This window comes from Paraburkholderia sp. 40 (assembly GCF_050434105.1).
Taxonomy (GTDB): domain Bacteria; phylum Pseudomonadota; class Gammaproteobacteria; order Burkholderiales; family Burkholderiaceae; genus Paraburkholderia; species Paraburkholderia tuberum.
Map to the genome: position 1 here is coordinate 3846494 of NZ_JBNPVY010000004.1, position 21382 is coordinate 3867875.

22 protein-coding genes and 1 tRNA gene are annotated in these 21382 nt (G+C 64.4%); 8 read left to right on the forward strand and 15 right to left on the reverse strand.

The genetic code is table 11. The annotated features are described in order from the left end of the window. Positions 1-113: 113 nt before the first annotated feature. From OKW28_RS39740 to OKW28_RS39765, 6 genes are all read right to left on the reverse strand, one after another. A complete protein-coding gene (locus tag OKW28_RS39740) occupies positions 114-1328 on the reverse strand; it encodes a tyrosine-type recombinase/integrase (protein ID WP_429453548.1) in 1215 nt (404 codons plus the stop codon). Between the two features lie 191 nt (positions 1329-1519). Continuing rightward, a tRNA-Ala gene (locus OKW28_RS39745) sits at positions 1520-1595 on the reverse strand. Positions 1596-1657: 62 nt separating this feature from the next. Further along, the gene (locus OKW28_RS39750; RefSeq protein ID WP_429453550.1) at positions 1658-2011 is read right to left on the reverse strand and encodes a c-type cytochrome; all 354 of its coding nucleotides are present in this window, start codon (positions 2009-2011) and stop codon (positions 1658-1660) included. Then, positions 2011-2802, reverse strand: a complete 792-nt coding sequence (locus OKW28_RS39755) for a BON domain-containing protein (RefSeq protein ID WP_429453552.1) — start codon at positions 2800-2802, stop codon at positions 2011-2013. The genes OKW28_RS39750 and OKW28_RS39755 overlap by 1 nt, the downstream gene beginning before the upstream one ends. Positions 2803-2828: 26 nt before the next feature. After that, on the reverse strand, positions 2829-3416 hold the full coding sequence (locus tag OKW28_RS39760; protein WP_062125567.1) for a phosphoheptose isomerase: 588 nt from the start codon (positions 3414-3416) through the stop codon (positions 2829-2831). Positions 3417-3558: 142 nt separating this feature from the next. Beyond that, complete coding sequence (locus tag OKW28_RS39765; RefSeq protein ID WP_429453554.1) at positions 3559-3981, reverse strand: YraN family protein; 423 nt, start codon at positions 3979-3981, stop codon at positions 3559-3561. A gap of 88 nt (positions 3982-4069) precedes the next feature. Between OKW28_RS39765 and rsmI the strand changes: the two genes are divergently transcribed. Next, positions 4070-4954, forward strand: coding sequence for a 16S rRNA (cytidine(1402)-2'-O)-methyltransferase (gene rsmI / locus OKW28_RS39770; protein WP_429453556.1), 885 nt, complete (start codon positions 4070-4072; stop codon positions 4952-4954). Positions 4955-5074: 120 nt separating this feature from the next. Here the strand turns inward: rsmI and OKW28_RS39775 are convergent, their stop codons facing one another. Beyond that, entirely contained in the window at positions 5075-5680 is a 606-nt protein-coding gene (locus tag OKW28_RS39775) for a septal ring lytic transglycosylase RlpA family protein (protein WP_429453558.1), read from the reverse strand. A 648-nt stretch (positions 5681-6328) separates the two neighbouring features. Between OKW28_RS39775 and OKW28_RS39780 the strand changes: the two genes are divergently transcribed. The 3 genes from OKW28_RS39780 (at position 6329) to OKW28_RS39790 (ending at position 8151) form a co-directional block, all read left to right on the forward strand. Then, on the forward strand, positions 6329-6973 hold the full coding sequence (locus OKW28_RS39780) for an MBL fold metallo-hydrolase (RefSeq protein WP_429453560.1): 645 nt from the start codon (positions 6329-6331) through the stop codon (positions 6971-6973). Next, positions 6970-7602, forward strand: a complete 633-nt coding sequence (locus OKW28_RS39785) for an exonuclease (protein WP_429453562.1) — start codon at positions 6970-6972, stop codon at positions 7600-7602. Before OKW28_RS39780 ends, OKW28_RS39785 begins: the two co-directional genes overlap by 4 nt. Before the next feature lie 90 nt (positions 7603-7692). Further along, a complete protein-coding gene (locus OKW28_RS39790) occupies positions 7693-8151 on the forward strand; it encodes an Lrp/AsnC family transcriptional regulator (RefSeq protein ID WP_012431468.1) in 459 nt (152 codons plus the stop codon). A 63-nt stretch (positions 8152-8214) separates the two neighbouring features. On the opposite strand, the gene OKW28_RS39795 is transcribed toward OKW28_RS39790, so the two are convergent. Next, positions 8215-9408, reverse strand: coding sequence for a cation diffusion facilitator family transporter (locus tag OKW28_RS39795; RefSeq protein WP_429453564.1), 1194 nt, complete (start codon positions 9406-9408; stop codon positions 8215-8217). On the opposite strand from OKW28_RS39795, the gene OKW28_RS39800 reads away from it, so the two are divergent. Then, on the forward strand, positions 9397-9600 hold the full coding sequence (locus OKW28_RS39800; protein WP_429453565.1) for a hypothetical protein: 204 nt from the start codon (positions 9397-9399) through the stop codon (positions 9598-9600). The genes OKW28_RS39795 and OKW28_RS39800 overlap by 12 nt on opposite strands. Positions 9601-9784: 184 nt before the next feature. Here OKW28_RS39800 and OKW28_RS39805 read toward each other — a convergent pair whose 3' ends face one another. Together OKW28_RS39805 and OKW28_RS39810 are read right to left on the reverse strand one after the other, a co-directional pair. After that, positions 9785-10087: an H-NS family nucleoid-associated regulatory protein gene (locus OKW28_RS39805; RefSeq protein ID WP_429453567.1), complete on the reverse strand. Its 303-nt coding sequence runs from the start codon at positions 10085-10087 to the stop codon at positions 9785-9787. A gap of 389 nt (positions 10088-10476) precedes the next feature. Next, the gene (locus OKW28_RS39810; protein WP_429453569.1) at positions 10477-11139 is read right to left on the reverse strand and encodes a HugZ family protein; all 663 of its coding nucleotides are present in this window, start codon (positions 11137-11139) and stop codon (positions 10477-10479) included. Between the two features lie 251 nt (positions 11140-11390). On the opposite strand from OKW28_RS39810, the gene OKW28_RS39815 reads away from it, so the two are divergent. Beyond that, complete coding sequence (locus tag OKW28_RS39815) at positions 11391-12605, forward strand: MFS transporter (RefSeq protein WP_429453571.1); 1215 nt, start codon at positions 11391-11393, stop codon at positions 12603-12605. Between the two features lie 106 nt (positions 12606-12711). Here OKW28_RS39815 and OKW28_RS39820 read toward each other — a convergent pair whose 3' ends face one another. Both OKW28_RS39820 and OKW28_RS39825 read right to left on the reverse strand, forming a co-directional pair. Beyond that, positions 12712-13857 carry a branched-chain amino acid ABC transporter substrate-binding protein gene (locus OKW28_RS39820; protein ID WP_429453573.1) on the reverse strand — a complete coding sequence of 382 codons (1146 nt, stop codon included), beginning with the start codon at positions 13855-13857 and terminating at the stop codon, positions 12712-12714. A 450-nt stretch (positions 13858-14307) separates the two neighbouring features. Then, positions 14308-15411, reverse strand: a complete 1104-nt coding sequence (locus tag OKW28_RS39825; protein ID WP_429453575.1) for an NAD(P)H-dependent flavin oxidoreductase — start codon at positions 15409-15411, stop codon at positions 14308-14310. 321 nt (positions 15412-15732) lie between these two features. On the opposite strand from OKW28_RS39825, the gene OKW28_RS39830 reads away from it, so the two are divergent. Together OKW28_RS39830 and OKW28_RS39835 are read left to right on the forward strand one after the other, a co-directional pair. Beyond that, positions 15733-16431 (forward strand): dienelactone hydrolase family protein, encoded by a 699-nt coding sequence (locus OKW28_RS39830; RefSeq protein ID WP_429453577.1) that lies wholly within the window; start codon positions 15733-15735, stop codon positions 16429-16431. 242 nt (positions 16432-16673) lie between these two features. Next, a complete protein-coding gene (locus tag OKW28_RS39835; RefSeq protein WP_429453579.1) occupies positions 16674-18230 on the forward strand; it encodes an amidase in 1557 nt (518 codons plus the stop codon). 168 nt (positions 18231-18398) lie between these two features. Here the strand turns inward: OKW28_RS39835 and OKW28_RS39840 are convergent, their stop codons facing one another. The 3 genes from OKW28_RS39840 to OKW28_RS39850 all read right to left on the reverse strand — a co-directional run bounded on the left by OKW28_RS39840 (position 18399) and on the right by OKW28_RS39850 (position 21282). Next, on the reverse strand, positions 18399-18710 hold the full coding sequence (locus OKW28_RS39840; RefSeq protein ID WP_429453581.1) for a high-potential iron-sulfur protein: 312 nt from the start codon (positions 18708-18710) through the stop codon (positions 18399-18401). Between the two features lie 132 nt (positions 18711-18842). Next, the gene (locus tag OKW28_RS39845) at positions 18843-19949 is read right to left on the reverse strand and encodes an NAD(P)/FAD-dependent oxidoreductase (RefSeq protein WP_429453583.1); all 1107 of its coding nucleotides are present in this window, start codon (positions 19947-19949) and stop codon (positions 18843-18845) included. Positions 19950-20304: 355 nt separating this feature from the next. Continuing rightward, entirely contained in the window at positions 20305-21282 is a 978-nt protein-coding gene (locus OKW28_RS39850; protein ID WP_184060843.1) for an AAA family ATPase, read from the reverse strand. Between the last annotated feature and the right edge of the window lie 100 nt (positions 21283-21382).

Sequence of the window (21382 nt, forward strand, 5' to 3'; positions counted from 1 at the left end):
GGCTGGTTGTCAGCAAAATTTCAACATTCCCGCGAAAGCAAGTCCTCTCCATCACAAGTGACGAGCGACTCTCCACGCATCGGCAACAAACGCGGTGCGCCAGGACTTCCGCCTCAAACACACCGCGGCCGGATCGGCCCCACCTCCGCCCCCGCTTTCAGCCGATCCAGGTAATCGGCCCACGCCTGCATCATGACGACCCGATCGTCGATGAACCGCGTGCGGTTGTAGGCGCTGCCGAGCGAGTCAGGCACACGGTGCGCCAGTTGGTGCTCAATGACTTCGGCGGGAAATCGCAGCCGCTCATGCAGGATCGTTCGAGCCATCGCCCGGAATCCGTGGCCGGTGATCTCGGTTTTCGTGTCGAAGCCGAGCCGCTGCAGCGCGGCATTGATCGCCGCGCCGCTCATGGGTTTTCTACGATCACGGCCTGGAAAGACACAACGCCATTTGCCGGTTTGCGCCTGCAACTCCTTCAGGATCTCGACAGCCTGGTCAGCCAGCGGGACCAGATGCTCGGTCTTCGTCTTCGAAACGGTAAAGGACCATGCGCGCCGTTCCAGATCAATCTGCGCCCACTCGGCCTGCCTCAACTCACCGGGTCGCACGAACAGCAACGGCGCAAGTTGCAGCGCTGCGCGCACGACCAGCGTCCCGGAAAAGCCATCGAAGGCGCGCAGCATTTCACCGACCTTCTGTGGATCCGTAATCGAGGCGAAGTGGGTATGCCGGTTCGGCCGCAGCGCGCCGCGCAAATCGGCGCTCACGTCACGCATCGCGCGCCCGGTCACCACGGCATAGCGAAAGATCTGACCGCAGTTCTGCTGAAGCCGGTGTGCGGTGTCGTGAGCCCCGCGCTTCTCGGCACGGCGCAGCACTTCAAGGACTTCAGGCGGACTGATGTCGGCAATGGGACGAGAGCCAAGCCAGGGAAACAGGTCCTTCTTCAGTCGCCCCATGATCTTCTCGGAGTGGCTCGGTGCCCAGCCGGGCGCCTGCTGCTCAAACCACTCGAGCGCGACGGCCTCGAAGGTAGTGGCGGCGTTGAGCCGCGCGAGGCGTTTCTTGTCCTTCTTGGCCTGACCGGGATCAATGCCATCGGCGAGCATCGCACGCGCCTCGTCGCGCTTTCTGCGGGCGTGGGCAAGCGTGACATCGGGATAGACGCCCAACGCCAGCTTCCGCTCGCGGTCATTGAACCGGTATTTGAGGCGCCAGTATTTGCCGCCAGACGGAGAAATCTCGAGATACATTCCGCGCCCGTCAGAGACCCGGTAGGTCTTCTCGCGAGCTGCAGCCCGGCGAACTTCCAGATCGGTAAGAGGCATGGGACACCCTCCAACAACGTGGGGGCCTATATTTTCGACGGGCTCAAAAACGACCCTGATGCCCCCAAAGCTGCGCTGAAAGGCCCCCGGCTGTCAACGGAAACCACAATCCCAAAATGGAAACAAAAACCCCGCGAGCCTTACGGGACGCGGGGTTTGCGGAATTCTCCGGAACTGCCCGGAACACGTGATGGTGGAGAGGAGGAGGATCGAACTCCCGACCTTCGCATTGCGAACGCGACGCTCTCCCAGCTGAGCTACCCCCCCAACAAAAATAATTCTAGCACAGCCATTTTCCCTTTTGCCAAGCCTCCAGCCCCGGGAAAACCTCATCTGGACGGCGCGCCCGCGAGCACCCAGTCGACCACCGCGCGGATGTCCGCATCGTTCATCGATTGATGGGCCGGCATCGGAATCATGCCCCATACGCCGGAGCCGCCATCCTTCACCTTGCGCGCGAGTTTGGCCGGCGCCTGCCCGTCGCCCTTGTACTTCGCGGCGATTTGCTGGAACGACGGACCAACCAGCTTGCGATCGACGGCGTGACAGCCCATGCATGCATTCGCGGCGGCGACCTGCTGGCCGCGCGGCGCCTCGGCCGCGCGAGCAACCGACGTCATCGTGCCCGCCACCGCGCCCACCACCAACGCGAACACGGCACCCGCACGCGTCACACCGCGCATCAAGGCACCGCCTTCGGATTACCCGGCCGCACCGACGTCGACGAGTTGACCGGCGCAGGCGCCTGCTGATCGAGCGGCCGCGCGCTCACCGACGAATCGGGAATCGCGCCGACCGTCGGCTCGCTGACCTCGGGCTGCGAGGCGGCCACCGGCGCCGTCGCACCTGCGGCCGCAGCAGCTTCGGCTTCCTGCGGCTGGATGTACTGGAACACCTTGACCACCTGCACGACGCCCGGCACGCGGCTCGTGACGTCGGCGCCGATATTGCCCTCATTCATCGTGACGAGGCCCATCAGATAGACGTTGCCGCGCTCGGCCACGACCTTGAAGTTGTTCGCCGAAATGTTCTTCTCGGCGATCAGAGCGGTCTTCACGCGCGTTTCGAGGTAGGTGTCGTTGGTGCGCGACGAGAACGAGCTCGCCGGCACGATCGCCAGTTCATTGACGATCGTATTCACGTTGTTCATGTTCCGCACGATGCTCTCGGCACGCTGCTTCGACGCCTCGCCCGCGACCTCGCCGGTCAGCAGCACGCGGCGGTTGAACACCGTGACGTTGACGTGCGCGGAGTCCGGCAGATTCTGGCTGATCTGCGACAGCGCCTTCACCTGAATCTCGCGATCCTCGGTCTGCGCGCCGAGCGTGCGGCGGTCGGTCGCCATCAGCGCGCCGCCGCCCGCCGCCGCCCCGACAGCGAGAAAGCAGCCTTGCAGCGTGGCCGACAGGCCCGCCGCGACCCCGACCACGAGCACGGTTCTCACCAGTGTCTTCTTGATGCGGAAAACGCTCATCAACTAGCTCTCCTTCGAAATCAGTCTCAGTCTTCGCCGAGCAACATGGCATCGATGCCGTCGCACAGGCAATGGATGGTCAGCAGGTGCACTTCCTGGATGCGCGCCGTGCGGTCGGACGGCACGCATACGTGGATGTCGGTGTCGCTCAGCACCTCCTGTGCGCGTCCGCCGCCCTTGCCGGTCAGCGCAACGACGATCATTTCGCGCTCATGCGCGGCTTCGATCGCGGCGAGCACGTTCGCGGAATTGCCGGATGTGGTGATCGCGAGCAACACGTCGCCGGGCTGACCGAGCGCCCAGACCTGTTTCGCGTAGATCTGTTCGAACGAATAGTCGTTGGCGATCGCGGTGAGCACGGAGGTGTCGGTGCTGAGCGCAATGGCCGGCAGACCTGGCCGCTCGCGCTCGAAGCGGCCAATCAGCTCGGCCGCGAAATGCTGCGCGTCGGCGGCCGAACCGCCGTTGCCGCACGCGAGGATGCGATTGCCGTTGGCGAGCGCGGCGAACATCGTGTCGATCGCGGCGGCGATCGGCATCGACAGGGTTTCGAGGGCTTCGAGTTTGACTGCCGCGCTGTCGCGAAAGTGTTGTTGGATGCGTTCGACTGACATCGAGTCTCTATCTTCTACCGCGAATGGACCGCACTGCGCGGCCGTGTTGTGAAGTCATACTGCCAGGCTGTGGCCGCCGATGAGTTCGCGCGGCATGCGAGCGCAAGTTTATCGCACTCACGCGCGTTCTCTGCGCTGTCGGTCAGACTTCGTCGGCGCGAAACGCATCGCGCAACCACACGAGCCTGCCGCTCTCGAACGCGACGACGTCGAAACGGCACGCGGGTTCGTCGCGCGGGCCGCGGTTCGTCGTGGCGCGCGTCGCGAGATAGTGCCGCGCCGCTCGCACGATGCGCTGTCTCTTCTGCCAACCGATGCTCGCAGCCGCACCGCCATAATGCCGCTGCGCACGCGCGCGAACTTCGACGAACACCAGCGCGCCGTCACGATCACTCATCACGAGATCGATCTCGCCGCCCCGACATGCGACGTTGCGCGCCACGAAGCGCAGACGCTGGCGCTGCAAAAATTCTCGCGCGCGTGCTTCGAAAGCCGCGCCGACGGATTTGGACTGGTGAGCGCAGGAAAAGTTGTGGGCGGTTTTTGGACCGGCGTTTATGGGCATCTTTTGCGCAGTGTTCGGCGGGGCCTGCTCGCGCAAGCCCACATGGCACAATGTCGGCCTCGTTCCGTCTGTTTGTGTCTTCCGTGTCATGACTCCTCTCTCCGAACTCGCGCAAGGGCAGCAGTACCCCGCCGCCGTGCTGTATGTGGTGGCCACGCCGATCGGCAACATCGCCGACATCACGCTGCGCGCGCTGCACGTGCTCGGACTCGCGGACCGCATCGCCGCCGAGGACACCCGCAACACCGGTCAGCTGCTCGCGCGCTACGGCATCTCGAAGCCGCTCGTCGCCGTGCATCAGCACAACGAGCGCACCGCCGCGCAGCGCGTGATCGAGTATCTGCAGGCCGGCGAGCGCGTGGCCTACGTGTCCGACGCGGGCACGCCGGGCATCTCGGACCCCGGCGCCAAGCTCGTCGATGCCGTGCGCGAGGCCGGCTTCGTGGTGGTCCCGCTGCCCGGCGCGAGTGCGCTCGCCACCGCGCTCAGCGCAACCGGCGACTGGGTCGCGACGTTCTCGTTCCTCGGCTTCCTCCCGCCGAAGCCGAAGGCGCGCGCCGCCGCCTTGCAGGCGCTCGCGCAACATCCTCACGCGATGGTGTTCTACGAAGCGCCGCACCGGATCGTCGAGACGGTGCAGGCGCTCGCCGATGCGTTCGGCGGCACACGCCGTCTGCTGATCGCGCGGGAACTGACGAAGTTACACGAAGCCCTGCACCAGGGCACCCTGGCCGAAGGGCCAACGTGGCTCGCTGCCGACGCGAACCGGCAGCGTGGCGAATTCGTGCTGGTGGTCGAAGGCGCGGCGCCCGAAGCGGCCGGCGAGCACGATCACGACGCGCTGCTCCGCATCCTGCTGGAAGAATTGACGGTGAGCAGCGCGGCGAAGGTCGCGGCGGTGCTCACGGGCGCATCGCGCAACGTGTTGTACGCGCGCGCGCTGGCGCTGAAGGAAGACAAGCCCGACGCCTGAGAGCGAAGCCGGGCGGGTAAACGGCGGACGGCAAACGAAACGGGCCGCATGTCGCGGCCCTTCGATTTTCTACAGACGGTTGGTTCAGCCGACGCGGCATCATCGCCACGTAACGTCACATCACTTGTTCGAGTCCGAATTCGACGCGAGCGTCTCGTTCAGCTCGGCGCGCGCTTCCTGTTGCGTGAGCCCTTCGATCTTGACCCGCGCGGTGCCGGTGTGGCGCATGTCGAGCATGGCGGCGGCCGCCATCGACAGGTCGATCACGCGGCCGCGGGCGTACGGGCCGCGGTCGTTGATCCGTACGATCACCGAGCGCGAATTGGCCGGATTGGTCACGCGCACGTACGAGCCGAGCGGCAGCGTGCGATGCGCGGCCGTCAGGGCATGCATGTCGTAACGCTCGCCATTGGCGGTGCGGCGGCCGTGGAAGAAGCGTCCGTACCACGACGCGCGTCCGATCTGATGGAAGTCCGCGACGTCTACGCCGTCGTCGGTGAGCGGCTGCGCGTCAGCCAGCGGCGACGCGGGCGCGCTCGACGCGCTCGGGCTCGAGGCCGGCGCGCTACCGAACGATTGCGGTCCGAAAGAGCTCAGGTGCGTGTTCTTTGTACTTTGTGGCGTGTCGTTCGCGGACGTATCGCGTGCGCCCGGAGGCGTGGCACAGCCGGCCAGTACAAAAAAGGTAAAAAGAGTCCCTAGACCACGGGTTAGCCCAGTTTTCATAAGACGTGCAATCACATTGTCGAGCCGCGTCACCCGCAAACTGCTGGGTATGTTGCTTGCGGCTCCGGCGGCAGGGACGACAACGCGCCGCGCGAAAAAGCGCAGTACGTCAAAGCCCGGATACGGCTCACTCAGCCGCTACCGCACGGTTAATTTTCACGTCTGGCGCAACCTGTCCCGGCAGCCTGACCAGACCCCACATGCCGCCAACTGAACGTGGCAATGACACGTTCTTGCGCGCGCAACTCAGCGCGCAGGAACGGCGGCGTAGGCCCCACCCAGCGTCACGGAGATTAATTCCGTAGCAGGCGCGCGGCGCCTGGCTGGGCAAGACGTGTGCATCGAACGCATCGATACTGGATGGCCGTCGGCATTCCGACAGCCCTTACTTGAACGGCGAGCGGCATTCCCTTTTTGTGGGAACGCATCGCCTTGTGGCAGCACAATTCCTAGTGCATGGAGTCCATTATACCCAAAACTTTTTTCTGGGATGGCGGGCTGCTCAAAAACTTGATCAATCTTCACATTTATCGCAAAAATGGACATACGAAAGACCGAGACGGGCCGGGAGCCGGCCCCGTCGCATGCGCGGCAGAGGCTGTCGCGAGGCCCGGTACAATCAACGTTTTTCCAGCGCGTCGTCCAGCCATGAAAGTCACCCTGATCCCCGTCACGCCGTTCCAGCAGAACTGCTCGCTGCTCGTTTGCGAGGCCGCCGGGCGCGCGGCCGTCGTCGATCCGGGCGGCGACCTCGACACGATCCAGCGCGAGATCGCGCGGCAGAACGTGACCGTCGAAAAGGTCTTGCTGACCCATGGCCACATCGATCACTGCGCTGGCGCGAAGACGCTCGCCACCCACTACGGCGTGCCGATCGAAGGTCCGCATCCCGACGAACGCTTCTGGCTCGACAAGCTGCCGGACCAGAGCACGCGCTTCGGCTTCCCGGCCGCCGACGCCTTCGAGCCGGACCGCTGGCTACAAGACGGCGACACCGTGCAATTCGGCGACGAAACCCTCGAGGTCTACCACTGCCCCGGCCACACGCCGGGCCACGTGGTCTTCTTCAGCCGCGCGCACCGGCTTGCACTAGTTGGCGACGTGCTGTTCGCCGGCTCGATCGGCCGCACGGATTTCCCACGTGGCAATCATGCGGACCTGATCCGCTCGATCCGCGACAAACTCTGGCCGCTCGGCGACGACGTCACGTTCGTGCCCGGCCACGGCCCGACCTCGACGTTCGGCGCCGAGCGCCGCACGAATCCCTACGTCGCAGACGGAGTGGGCGCATGAGCAGCGAAATCTATGTGAGTACCGACGTCGAAGCGGACGGCCCGATCCCCGGCCCGCATTCGATGCTGAGCTTCGCATCCGCCGCATACACCGAAGACAAGCAGCTGATCGCGACGTTCTCGGCGAATCTCGAACTGCTCGAAGGTGCAGCGCCGCATCCGGTTCAGGAAGCGTGGTGGAAGACGCAGCCGGAAGCATGGACGGCCTGCCGCCAGGACTTGCAGAAACCCGAGGCCGCCCTGACCGCCTATGTCGAATGGGTCGAGGCGCTGCCGGGCAAGCCGGTGTTCGTCGCGATGCCGGCCGGCTTCGACTTCACCTATATGTTCTGGTACATGATGCGCTTCGTCGGCCGCTGCCCGTTTTCGTGGTCGGCGCTTGACATCAAGACGCTCGCGTTCGCGATGACCGGCCTGCCGTACCGCAAGAACATCAAGCCGCGCTTTCCGAAGCACTGGTTCGACGAGCATCCGCACACGCACGTCGCGCTCGACGACGCGATCGAGCAGGGTGCCCTCTTTTGCAACATGCTGAAGGACTTGCGCGCGCGTCAGCCCGAGCTGCCGGGGGACGGCAAGGATGATGGGGACGGCTCAGGGCAAAACGCCGCTCCCGACCCGGTAAATTAGGCAATCTCGCTCGCGAGAGCCGTTTTACATTGCGTTTCGTTTTCGCGCCCTCTACCATGCGTTGATACGGCGACGCTAACGGAGGCGCAGTTGACACTCGATACGTTCTCACAGAAGATCCTGCGCCTTCTGCAGCTCGACGCACGTCGTTCCGTGCAGGAAATCTCCGACCAGGTCGGGCTGTCGAGCACGCCGTGCTGGCGGCGCATCAAGGACATGGAACAGTCGGGCGTGATCCAGCGCTACACGGCGCTGCTCGATCGCGAAAAGCTCGGCTTGCACGTGTGCGCGCTCGCGCATATCCATCTGACGCGCCATACCGAAGGCGGCGTCGAGCAGTTCGAGCGGGAAATCGCCACCTGCCCCGAAGTGACCGAGTGCTACAGCACGACCGGTGAATCCGATTACATCCTCAAGATCGTCGCGCCGGACATCAAGGCGTACGACAGCTTCCTGCACGAACGCATTTTCAAGATTCCGGCCGTCGCGCAGGTGCGTACGAGCGTCGTGCTGCGCGAAATCAAGTTCGATACGCAGTTGCCGTTGTGACGGATGCCGCCGCCGCGGGCGGCATGAAGGTTCGCGGCATCGGATGTCCGAAACTCGTCGGACTCAGGCGGCGTTGTGAGGCTCCGTGGCGGTTGACCGACCGCTGGGGGCGACGCCAGTCTTGAGTTCCGCCGCCGAACCGCCCTGCGCGGCCGAGATATCCCGTTGCAGCAGCACGTCTAGCTTGCGCGCGCCGAGACGACGCTTGAGCGCCTCCAGATCGACGCGCCCAAGCGACTGCGCCTCGCTTTCCAGCAGAGGCGCGGCCTCGGGGCCGTCTGCAGCGCGCCCTTGAACGGACGCTGCCGCCGGTAACACCACCGCCACGTCGAGCCCGGTGCTCAGGTAGTGCAGATTTATCGCAGCGGCCTGCAAGCCCCCGGCCGCCAGCGCCGCGTCGACCTCGGCGCTCACGCGCTCCCTCGGTGGCAGATCGACCGGTGGATGCGCGAGCGCATCGTTTTCCGGATCGACGTGGATCAGCGCGTCGAGCACGCGCTTGTCGGTCAGCACGCGCAGACGCGCCGACTCCGCGATGTAATGCCCTTCCGATACCGAAATCATCGGATCGACCAGAATGTGCGCGTCGACGAGCGCGAAATCGCCCATCTTGCGCGTACGCATTTCGTGCACGTCACGCACGCCGGGGGTGGACATCAGCAATGCGCGCATGTCGGCCGCGGCGGTTTCGTCGAGCGCGCGGTCCGACAGATCCTGCAGCGCGTCCCAACCGAAGATCCAGCCCATGCGCGCGACCATGAAACCGACGATGGCCGCTGCGATCGGGTCGAGCAACCGCAAGCCGGCGAGACTGCCGATCACGCCGATTCCCACCACCAGCGACGACGCCGCGTCCGAGCGCGCGTGCCATGCGTTCGCGATCAGCATCGCGGAACGCACGCGCTTCGCCTCGCGCAGCATGTAGCGAAACAGCGCTTCCTTGCAGACCAGCACGAGCGCCGCGACCGCGAGCGCGCTCATGTGCACGGCGGGAATATTTTGCAGGTCGGCGAGCCGCGTACCGGCGCGCCACAACATGCCGACGCCGACCGAGATCAGCAGCGCGCCGAGAAATAACGACGCCACCGTCTCATAACGGCTATGCCCGTAATTGTGATCCGCGTCGGGCTTGGCCCCGCTGTGCCGATTGGCAATCAGCACGACAAAATCGGAAATAAGATCGGCAAGGGAATGGACACCGTCGGCAACTAGCGCCTGCGAGTGCGCGATCGTGCCGATGGCGATTTGCAGCGTCATCAACACGCTATTGAGCGCAATACTCGCAAAAGTACTTTTGCGCGCAACGCGTTGTTTCTCGGTGGTTTGGGCGATCGTGGCGGACTGCATGCTGAAAAGGCGGAAAGGACAATTATTGTTATTGTACCCGCCACGAATCGCGCGCGCAGGGAAAAGCAGAAAAAAACCTTTTTAAATCAATCGCTTATCTAAACGAAAAGCATTCGCGTTCCAGCTGCCTGAAGCGCATGCGACAAAGAACTCGGCGCCGCAAATGACGAAAGCCGCGCCCTGAACGGTGCGCGGCTTTTTCAGATTCTGCAGCAGGCTATAAACGCGGTGGATTGCCGCTATTCGTACTACGTGCGGCCAACCCTCACTGCCCGCCTGATCGTGATTACTTCTGGATCAGAAACTTTTCGCGATCAAGACCCGCAATCCAGCGCGGCGGCTTGCCGCGACCGGACCACGTGCTGCCGCTTTCCGGATCGCGATATTTAGGCGCGACGCCTGCGCGCGGCCGGCTCCCTTTAGCGCCTTTCGGTGCGCGGCCGCCGCCGAGTTCGCTCAGTGAAATGCCGTAATCCGCCATCTTCTGCTTGATTTCATTCAAGACTTCCGCGTATTCGCGCGACTTCGCTTCTTCAATCTGCTTTTCGAGCTTCTCGCGCTGTGCGAGCAGTTCCTTGTAAGAAGACATAGGTTCCCTTGTGGTATGGATAAATGACCGCCGGTCTTTTGCCGACTCGCCTTTGAAGGTTTCATGCCTCGGAATTTGACGGCGAGATTAACACAAAATAGAAAGGCTGGATAAGTAACCGGACAAAATTAATTTAAATTCGTTTCAAAAAGTTTCCTGCGCTGCTTTTGGGTCGGACTACAAATCCTGATTTCGCATGTCGCTGAAAAAGTCCACTGATCTGCATATTTACACCATTTAACTATCAGGAAATGAGACTTGAGCCGGCTATTGCACATCGAACATTTCACGGCATGAAAGCTTTGACTTGGATAAGCCGCGCACTATTGAGACAAAGACCCGTTCGTCGCGACTGGCGCATGCGCGTTTTCCCGATAAACGATAAATACTTAATCCGCATGCCGCTCGATGCAGACTTCGAGCGCGGCGCGCAATGTCCCGGTATCGGACCGGGCGCCATCGAATGCGAAACGGTGGCGCACGCCGTTGCGTTTCAGATCGGCGCCATAACGGTCGACACCCAGCAATTCGACGCCGCCCGCGCCACTCAGCCGGTGACCGAATTCCGCGATCAGCGCGTCCTCCTCGCTGACTGCAAGCGGCGGCAGCGGGTCGAGTTCGGCGCCATCGAGCCAGCCCATCGCGCCAAAGCCGCCGATGTAGCGCAGCCGCTGGACCTCCATGATCCAGAACGTGAAATCGCCCAGCATCAGGTAGCGCTCCGCGTCCGGGTGATAGCGCAGGTAGCGCCGCGCCAGTTCCGGGCTCGAGCCGACCAGCTCGAAGCGGCCGAGCAGCGTGACGCGCTGGCCGCCCAGCACGTCGCCGTCGGGTGCGTCGACGGCCAGAAAACCGGCGCGCGGATCGGTGTGCAGGTTGTGCGTGTGCTCCGCGAGCCGGCTCACGAGGATCGTCGGACGATGCCGCGCGTCCGGCGCGAACGGCAGCACCGACGGATACGGAAAGCCCTCGGGCTGGCGAGCGTGCGTGGCGAGCGTGCCGACCGTGGCCGTGTGCAGCAGATGCAGCGGAGCGTGAGCCGGAATGTTCAACTGAGCGTTCCTCGGTGAATTAGGAATGAACGGAAAGCGGTGAGCGGCAGAAAAGCCGCCGCGCACGGCAATGCAAAAACCAACTGCGGCGTGCCATGGCATGACAGCCGGCAATACCGCCAGGTTGCATCCTCCAGCCTATCAATCGTATGCGCCCGATCCCACGGCTCCAAGCATTCGCCACCACGCTTCGATAGAATCGAAGATCCGCTTTCAATGCGCTTTCTCGCGCACTTCGCCTCGAGACCTCCGTGCCCGATCACCAAGCCTCCGAATTCGCCGTCCTGCCCGCCGCGCATCGCAATCTGTCCGTCACCGCACGGCAACGCGCACGCATTGCCACGATGGCGGTATTTTTCATCGCCGGCATGATGTACGCCTCGTGGGGCGTGCACGTGCCAACGGTGCGCGACCGCTTCCATCTGAATCCGGCGATGCTGTCGTTCGCGTTGTTCGCGGTGGCGGGCGGATCGATCGGCGCGATGGTGACCAATGCGTCGTGGATCGCGCGGGTCGGCACGCGCCGCGCCTGCCTGACCGGCGGCCTCGCGATGGCCGCCTGCGCCGCGCTGATCCTCGTCGTGCCGGCGTACTGGATCCTGCTCGTCGTGCTGGCCGTCTTCGGCGCGGGCATGGCCACGCTCGACGTCGCGATGAACGCCGAAGCGAGCGCCGTCGAAAAGGCGCTCGGCAAGCCGATCATGTCGTCGCTACATGGGATGTTCAGCCTTGGCGGCATGTTCGGCGCGGCGGTGGGCGGGGCGCTGCTGTCGCGCGGCATGGCGCCGGCTCTGCATCTCGCGCTCGCCGCGGCGGCCAGCGCGCTCGTGCTGGTGCTCGCGTGCCCGTCGGTGCTGCCGCACGTGCCGCACGCCGAGCATCCCGATGCCGCGACGCCGCGCGCGAGCCGCTGGCGCTCGCCGGCGTTGTGGGCGCTCGGCACGATGGCACTGGTCGCGCTGATCGCCGAAGGCGCGATGTACGACTGGGCCACGGTCTATATGCGCGATGTCGTGCTCTCGACGCCCGCGCTCGCCAGCGCCGCCTACGCGGCGTTTTCCGGCGGCATGGCGGCAGCGCGTTTTGCCGGCGACGCGGTGCGCGCCCGCTTCGGCGCGCCGCAACTCGTGATGATCAGTGCGGCGCTCGCCTGCGCCGGGATGGTCGACGCGCTGCTGCTGCCGAATCCGGTGGCCGCGCTCGCCGGCTTTGCGCTGATCGGCCTGGGCCTCGCGAACATGATGCCGGTGCTGTTCGCGGCGGCCGCGAGCGTGAAGGGCATCCACGCGGCCGAGGGGCTCGCGCACGTCGCGGGTCTGGCCTATTTCGGGTTGCTGCTCGGACCGGTGATCATCGGTGCGGTCGCGCAGGTGACCAATCTGACGATCGGGCTGTCGGTCGTCGCTGTGTGCGCCGCGATGATCGCGCTCGTCGGGCCGAAGGTGCTGCGGCGTTTGAAGATCTGACGCAAACGCAACGCCAAAAAGAAGAGGCACGCAAGCCTGACGGCCCACGTGCCTCTTTGGCGGTAAATCGAAGTGCGGCCCGACGCCGCCTTCGACCACCCCGAATTTACATCTTCACGACGTCGAGCAGCGTCTTCTTGCCTTGCTTGTAGTTGTACAGCGAGATCACGCCGTGCTGCAGGTCGCCCTTCGAGTCGAACGTCGTTTCGCCGATCACGCCCTTGTAGTCGGTCGTCGGCATCGCTGCCAGGATCTTCGCCGGATCGGTCGAGTTAGCGCGCTTCATCGCGTCGACGACGATGTACACCGCGTCATACGTGAACGGCGCGTAAATCTGGATCGGCTGGCCGAAGCGCTTCTCGTACTTCGTTTCGAACGCCTTGCCGCCCGCCATCTTTTCGAGCGCCATGCCGGCTTCCGAGCAGACGATGTTGTCGGTTGCGTCGCCGGCCAGGTCCGACAGCTTGTCGGTACACACGCCGTCACCTGCCAGCACCTTCGCGCGCAGGCCGAGCTGCTTCGCCTGCTTGGCGAACGGGCCGCCGGTCGCGTCCATGCCGCCGTACATGATCGCGTCGGGATTTTCACCCTTGATCTTCGTCAGAATCGCGCGGAAGTCGACGGCCTTGTCGTTCGTCGCGTCGTGCGACACGACGTTCATACCGAGCGACTTCGCCGTCTTCTCGAATTCGTTCGCGAGACCCTGGCCGTAAGCGGTCGAGTCGTCGACGATCGCGACGCTCTTCACCTTCATGCCCTTCGCCGCGTAGTTCGCGAGTGCCGGGCCTTGCTGCGCGTCGGTCGCGACGACGCGGTAGGTCGTCTTGAAGCCTTGCTGCGTGTAGGCCGGGTTCGTTGCCGACGGCGAGATCTGCACGATGCCCGCATCGCTATAGATCTTCGATGCCGGGATCGAGGTGCCCGAGTTCAGGTGGCCGACCACGGCGACGACCTTGTCGTCGACGAGCTTCTGCGCAACCTGCGTGGCCGTGCGGGGGTCGGCCGCGTCGTCCTGCGCGTCGAGTTGCAGCGTGACCTTCTGGCCGCCGATCGTCAGACCCTTCGCGTTGATTTCCTCGACGGCGAGGCGCGCGCCGTTCTCGTTGTCCTTACCCAGGTGAGCGATACCGCCAGTCAACGGCGCGACGTGACCGATCTTCACGACCGTGTCGGCCGCGGCCGATGTTGCCAACGTCGCGAACAGCACCGCCGCAGCGCTGATCGGCAACAGCTTTTGAATCTTGATGTTCATGTAAGTCTCCAGTTTCGGTCAAAACAACGTAATCGCCCTGTGCCCCGCTTCCCTACACGTGTCGCTCAGTCCCGTGGACGACCACGCCGGTTGCATCGTTCATGCACTTGGCCAGTACGTTTACCGGACTGTTTGTGACAGTTGGCAAACCGTACTTGCGCGCAAGTGTAGGCCATCAAATTAATTTGGGGGAATTTTTTGAGAAAGTGGGAACAACACTAATAGCGCAGTTCCCGGGCGAACCGCTCGTGGCTTGGGCGAGCGGGCCGGAAAGCCCCAGCCCATGCGGGTTTCCGCTAATTGGGAAGTTTCTCCGCGGGCGCGGATTTAGCCATTTTCCGGCTTCTGTCACATATGATTCGAAGGGTTTTTCATCTCAAAAATGTGGCGTGCCGCACAGGATTGTCAGCGCGGTAAAAAACTTAAATCAGCCTTAAATCGGCCATGCAATCAACGCAAGAACGCGGCGATTCGCACGGAGGCCGCCTGCCATTCCTGCTCGAGCTGCGCCATCAGTTCGATCGCGCCGATTGCTTCGGCGCGCGTGTGGCCAAGCGGCGCACCCTGCCCCGCCCACAACGACAGGTAGTCGCCGTTCTGCGCACGTGCCGCGTTTTGCCGCAGCTCCTGCGTCAACGCGTTTTGCACCGGATACGGCGCGATGCTGTCCGCCGATTCGCGCAATCGTTGTATCAACGGATTGCGGATGCCGCGCGCGTGGCGGCCCGTGATCGCGCGCGTCACCGTGGTCGAGGTATCTGCCATGCCGCGCACGCGGGTTTTCCATACCTCGGGGATCGCGCTCTCGCGGGTGGTCAGAAACGCGGTGCCCATCACCGCGGCTTGCGCGCCGAGCGCGAGTGCCGCGACGATGCCGCGACCGTCCATGATGCCGCCGGCCGCGAGCACCGGCAGCCCGGTCGCGTCGACCAGTTGCGGCACGAGCGCCATCGTGCCGACCAGCGCATCTTCGAATGCGCCGATGAACGTGCCGCGATGCGCGCCCGCCTCCGCGCCTTGCGCGGCGACGGCATCGGCGCCCGCATCGCGCCACGCGATGCCTTCGGCCACATGCGTCGCAGTCCCAACTACATAGCTGCCGCTCGCGTGCAAACGCTCGACGTCGTCCGCCGCTAGCAGTCCGAACGTAAAGCCGGCGACCGGCACCCGCAATTCGATCAGCGTTTCCAGTTGCGCGCGAAAGTCAGGCGCATAGCGTGCGAGCGGCTGTCCCGGCGGCAAGCCGAGATCGGCGCGCAGCGGATCGATTGCGTCGAGCGCGCGGCGCACGGTGGCTTCATCGGGCGAGACCGGATCGAGCACGAACAGATTCACGCCGAACGGGCGATCGGTCAGCGCGCGAATCGCCGCGACCTCGCTCGCGATCTTCTCGGGCGCGAGCGCCGCCCCCGCGAGAAAACCAAGTCCGCCCGCATTGGATACCGCCGCGACGAGCGCCGGCGTCGTCGCGCCACCGGCCATCGGCGCCTGCACGACGGGTACCCGCATCTGGAAGTGCTCGGCGAACGGCGTCACGAAACTGTCTTCATTCATGTTCGTTTCCTTCCGGCGCAAAGCCGTCGATGTGCTAATTCATGCGCTCGCCAACATGTTCGCGAGATGCGCTGACACGCGCGAGCCATCACGCGCTGACTTTACCGACACGCGCCATCGCGGAGAAATGAATTATCGAGATCGTTTCAATCGCCTGACGAGAATCGAAGCACTTCGCATCACCCGTGAGGCCCCTTCCCGCCTCCCTGCAAGGCGATTCTTTTGATGGCAAACTAAGCGCCCGTTGCAGGGCCTCGTGGCCTTGAGCGTTTCGTACACACCGACCTCGCGCGGCGGTCGCGCGAGTCAATGGAGAACAGTATGAGCACGACTTCCCGATGGATCGACATCCCCGCCGGCAACGACAGTTTCGGCGGCTACCTCGCGCTGCCGAAGGGCGGCAAGGGACCGGCCGTCATCATCATTCAGGAAATCTTCGGCGTGAACGGCCATATCCGCTCGGTCGCGGATCAGTACGCGCAGGACGGCTATGTCGCGCTCGCCCCGGACGTGTTCTGGCGCGTGCAGCCGCGCGTCGAATTGACGTATGACGGCAAGGATCGCGAAAAGGGCATCGAGCTGATGCAGAAAACCAAGGTCGACGACGCGGTCGCCGACCTCGGCGCCGCCGCGGCCGCCTTGCGCGCGCTGCCGGAAGTGACCGGCAAGATCGCGGCGATCGGCTACTGCTTCGGCGGCCGTCTCGCCTATCTGACCGCGGCGGCCGGTTCGGTCGACGCCGCTGTCGCCTACTACGGCGGCGGCATCCATAACCATCTCGACAAAGCCGCGAACATCAAGGTGCCGATGCAGTTCCACTACGGCGAGCTCGACGCGCATATTCTGCCGTCGGACATCGGCCAGATTCAGGAGCGCTTCGCGGGTCGCGCCAACGTGCAATTCAACATCTACCCGAACGCCGATCACGGTTTCAACTGCTCGGAGCGTGCGTCGTACAACCAGCACGCGTCGGCATTGGCGCATGGCCGCACGCTGACGTTCCTCGGCGAGCGGATGTAATCCGCGGTTCCGGCATTCAGTCGGCCCCGCCGCGTTGCGCATGTGATCGCAAGCTCGCGCATTTGAAGTGCGCACTCGAATTCACATGAGTCACGTCGGCGCTCAACTCGGGTACTCTGTGCAAGACGGCGTGTCGGCCGACACGCCGTCTTTTCACATGTGCGACGCCCGAGCGGGGCAACGCGATGCCGAGCGAAACGCCCCAGTCGCGCGTGCATGGCCGGCCACGAATTCGACGCAGCATGCCAACCGACCGCGAGGGCTCAACCGACGTGCAATCAGACTATCTCGCCCATGACGCCATCGGCCTCGCCGAACTCGTGCGCACGCGCCAGGTCAGCGCGCGCGAATTGATCGACGTCGCGATCTCGCGCACCGAGGCCGTCAATCCCGCGATCAACGCGGTCGTTCTGAAGGACTACGATGCGGCCCGCCAACGTGCGTCGCGCGAAGACGCGAATCGCGCGAATACCGTCGACGGCGCGAACGGAACGGACAACTCCGCCGCCCACGCCGCGCTCGCCGGCGTGCCGTTCCTGATCAAGGATCTCGGCGCGCCCGTTGCGGGACTGCCCATGGCAATGGGCAGCCGACACTACCGGCACTTCATTCCGACTCAGGATGCGCCGGTCGTCGCGCTCGCGAAAGCGGCGGGTTTGAATATCTTCGCGAAGACCAGCACGTCCGAGCTGGGCCAGATGCCTTATACGGAGCCCGAACTATTTGGCGCGTGCCGCAATCCGTGGAATATCGATCACACGCCGGGCGGTTCGAGCGGCGGCGCGGCGGCGGCGGTCGCTGCCGGCATCGTACCGCTCGCGCATGCGTCGGACGGCGGCGGCTCGATCCGGATTCCGGCGTCGTGCTGCGGACTGTTCGGCCTGAAACCCTCGCGCGGTCGCGTGCCGCGCGCGGCGCAGGCCGGCGCCGGCGAACTCGGCATCGATCACGCCGTGTCGCGCAGCGTGCGCGACAGCGCGTTGCTGCTCGATCTGCTGGCCGGCAACGCCGAGCGGCCGAGCGGCGCGCCCGGCACCTTTCTCGGCGCGACGCGCGAGCCGTGCAAACCGCTGACGATCGCCTACGTGACCGAGCCGATGCTCGCGCCGTCGTTATCGGCCGATGCGCGCGCCGCGCTCGACGACGCCGCGCAACTCGCGAGCTCACTCGGCCATCGTCTGGAGCCGGTGTCGCTCGGCGTCGATTTCGCGGCAGTCCGTCATGCGTTCCTGACGCTGTGGTCGGTGACCGCCGAGGACCTCGTGCTGAACGCGGAGCGCATCACCGGCCACAAGCCAACGCGCGGCGAGTTCGAAATTTCGACATGGGCGATGGCGCACGTCGGCCGCAAGCTCGGCGAGCAGGGCTTGCCGGCCGCGCTCGACGAACAGCGCCGCATCACTGCGCGTCTGACCGACCTGCTGAACCGCTACGACGTGCTGTTGTGCGCGACGCTCGCGTCCGCGCCGATCAAGATCGGCGAGATGCGACCAAGCTCGGTCGAGCGCATGCAGATGCGCGCGGTCACCACGATACCGCTAGAACGATTGATGAAGAAACTGCTGTTCGAAGCGTCGAACAAGGCGTTCGCGTGGGCCGGATGCACGGAGCTGTTCAACCTGAGCGGCCAGCCGGCGATGTCGGTGCCTTTGTACTGGAATGCGCGCGGGCTGCCGATCGGCGTGCAGTTCGCGGCGCGTAGCGGCGGCGAGGCGACTCTGTTCAGACTCGCCGCGCAACTCGAGGCGGCACGGCCGTGGTTCGACAAGCGGCCGCCATTGATGAATGCGCGCCGCTAAAAGTCCAGCGGCCCGCTGCAATGAAGCTTTGAAAAACCGGCCCGGCTTGCGCCGCGCAGCCTGCGCCACGCGCGGCGCGAAGCACCACGACGCGCACAATCACGGGATGCGCCGCGGTACTGCGGCGCATCCCGTGCGCGCTTGCAAGCACCTCATGCGCAGGCTTGATCAGGCCTTCTTGTTATAGGCGCTGCACCATCCCGTGGCCGCGACCTGCTTGCCCGCGAACATCGTGCAGGGGCCGTAGGCATCGCCCGCCTTGCCCTGGAAGAAGCTGCAGTTGCTGCATTGCTCGCCAGGCGTGTATTTGGCGAATTTCGCCTTGTCGACCTTGCTCGCGTCCGCCTTGTAGCCAAGCGCCTGCGCGGTCGGATCGGTTTCGGAGACTTTCGGCGCGTCGGCGAACGCCTGGCGCGACAGCGCGAGCGTCGATGCCACACCGATGCTGGTGATCAAAAACGTGCGACGGGAAGATCTCATGGGGACTCACTCCATTTATATTGGAATCAACGCCGTTCTGATGACAGCGTTCCCCAAGCATAGCAACGTAGCCGTCGCCCGTGATATTCCAAATGCTAAAAATAAGCGGATCGGTACGGGGCAAACACGGCCTCAAGGCCGCCCGCTCAGCTCGCAGACCCGCTGCGCAATCGCAAGCGATGCGGTCAACCCCGGCGACTCGATGCCGAACAGATTGACGAGCCCGCGCACGCCATGCGCGGCCGCCCCCTGGATCACGAAGTCCGCGGCGGGCTCGCCCGGGCCGGACAACTTCGGACGAATACCGGCATATGCCGGCTGCAACGCGCCATCGGGCAAGGCCGGCCAGTACGCGCGAATCGCCGCATAAAACGACTCCGCGCGACGCGGATCGACGTCGTAATTGATCGCATCGACCCATTCGACGTCGGGACCGAAGCGCGCCTGGCCGCCCAGGTCGAGCGTCAGATGCACGCCGAGGCCGGCTTCGTTCGGCATCGGATAGATCAGGCGGCTGAACGGCGCGCGCCCCGAGATGCTGAAGTAATTGCCGCGCGCGAAGTAGAGCGGCGGCACGTGGCGCACGTCGAGTCCGCGAATCTTGCGCGCGAGTGCGTTCGCATGCAGACCCGCGCTGTTGATCACGCAGGCAGTGCTGATCGTGGTGGGCGCCGCACCGCCGACCGCGATGGTGAAACGGCCGTTGTGAGCCTCGATCGCCTCGACCGGCGCATGGAACGCGTACACGGCGCCGTCGCGCTCGGCATCGCCTTGCAGCGCGAGCATGTACTGATGACTATCGACGATCCCCGTCTGCGGCGAAAACACCGCCTCCACGCATTCGAGCGCCGGTTCGAGCGCCTGTGCCTGATCGCCGGTGATGCGCATCAGGTCGAGCACGCCGTTGTCGCGCCCTTTGGCCATGATGCTTTCGAGCTGCGGAATCTGGTTGCGCGACGTGGCGACGAGCAGCTTGCCGCAGCGCGAATGCGGCACGTTGCGCTCGGCGCAATAGTCATACAGCATTTCGCGGCCGCGCACGCACAGCGTGGCCTTCAGCGATCCGCGCGGATAGTAGATGCCCGCGTGAATCACTTCGCTGTTGCGTGAACTCGTGCCCACGCCGATGGCGTCGGCGGCCTCCAGCACGATCACCTCGCGCCCGCGCGCCGCCAGCGCGCGCGCCGTCGCGAGGCCGATCACGCCGGCGCCGATCACTACACATTCGATCTGATCCATATCCGTTGACGCGGCGCATGGGGCCGCGCGCTGCCTCGTTCAGCCGATGGAAGGAAGACAAGTACGGCACCTCGCCGCCGCGTTCCGTTTGTTGTCGAACGCATCTGTCCGCTGGTCTGCTTATGTCTTTTTATCACCGCCACGGAAAATTGTACGACTCGGTACAGACAGAAGTGACAAACGTTCGTGCGCGCCGACCAGGCGATGGCGGCGCAAGCTGGCTCGATTCCGCGCTCCCACATCGAAAATAGCAATAATTGCCGCGGCATTCACCATGCAGGCTGTATGAATTTGCCGAGACGGCTCCCCAAATTCCAGAGAAGCGGGGTTTGGGTGAAAAAAACGACCGAAAACCTCAAAAACCGATCGGTTTTCGCCGGTTTCCGTAATCTAGGCGGATATCGGCGGGCTCGATCTGGTCGCGTCCCGCGATGCGCGCCGCGCCGAAGCCGTTCAGGATCGCGCGGCGCATCTCGCGCGGCGAGGCCCGCTTGAGCGCATCGAGCGTCGCTTCGCCAAGCGTCCCCGGAAAGCGCAGGCCCCAGTTGTGCGCACCGCGGATCTCGTCGTAGATCGACTGCGCAATGCGTCGCGCGCCGGCGTGGTCCGGCGGCGAGATCTCGTAGACGTTCATGCGGTTCAGGATCGGCTCGGGGATCGCGCGTTCGTCGTTGGCGGTCGCGATCCAGATCACGTTGCCCGCGTTGATCGGTATCTCGGCGAACTCGTCGATGAAGCTCTGGGCGGTGTCGTGTTCGAGTAGCGCATACAGCGCGCCGAGCGGATCGTATTGCGAATCGCCGCTCGCCTTGTCGATTTCGTCGACGGCGATCACCGGGTTCGCGTAGCTGCCGTTCACGAGTGCATCGAACACCTTGCCCGGCTTCGCGTTCTTCCATTGCGACGACGCGCCCGACAGAATCCAGCCCGCCGTCAGCGAACTCATCGCGACGTATTGGTACGCGGTGCCGAGCAGGCGCGCGAGCTGCTTCGCGAAATGCGTCTTGCCGATGCCGGGCTCGCCGAGCAACAGGATCGGCATCAGTTCGAGCCGGTCCTCGGTTTCGAGGCACAGCGCGACCTGCTTGCGGATGTCGTCGAGCGGTGCGGAAAAATTGGGCAGCGCGCCGATCAGATCGTCGATCGACGGCATCCGGTTCGGCTTCACGCAGAATCGCAGATTGCCGGTTTTCAGCATCTTTTCGTAGGTCGCGCGCAGCGCCTCGTTCGCGCCCTCGCCGAGACCGTTCAGCGCGCTTTCGACCTCGTCGAGGTCATACACCCGGCTGAACGAGGCCACGGCGATTTCCTGTTTGACCATTGCTGTCGTCATCGCTCACCCCGTCTGGCTGATTCTGCAGCGGCGGCGCCTTGTGAGCGCCGGTTCGAGTCCAGTGTAGCGAGGACACAAACGCGTGCAAGCCAGCAGTCAT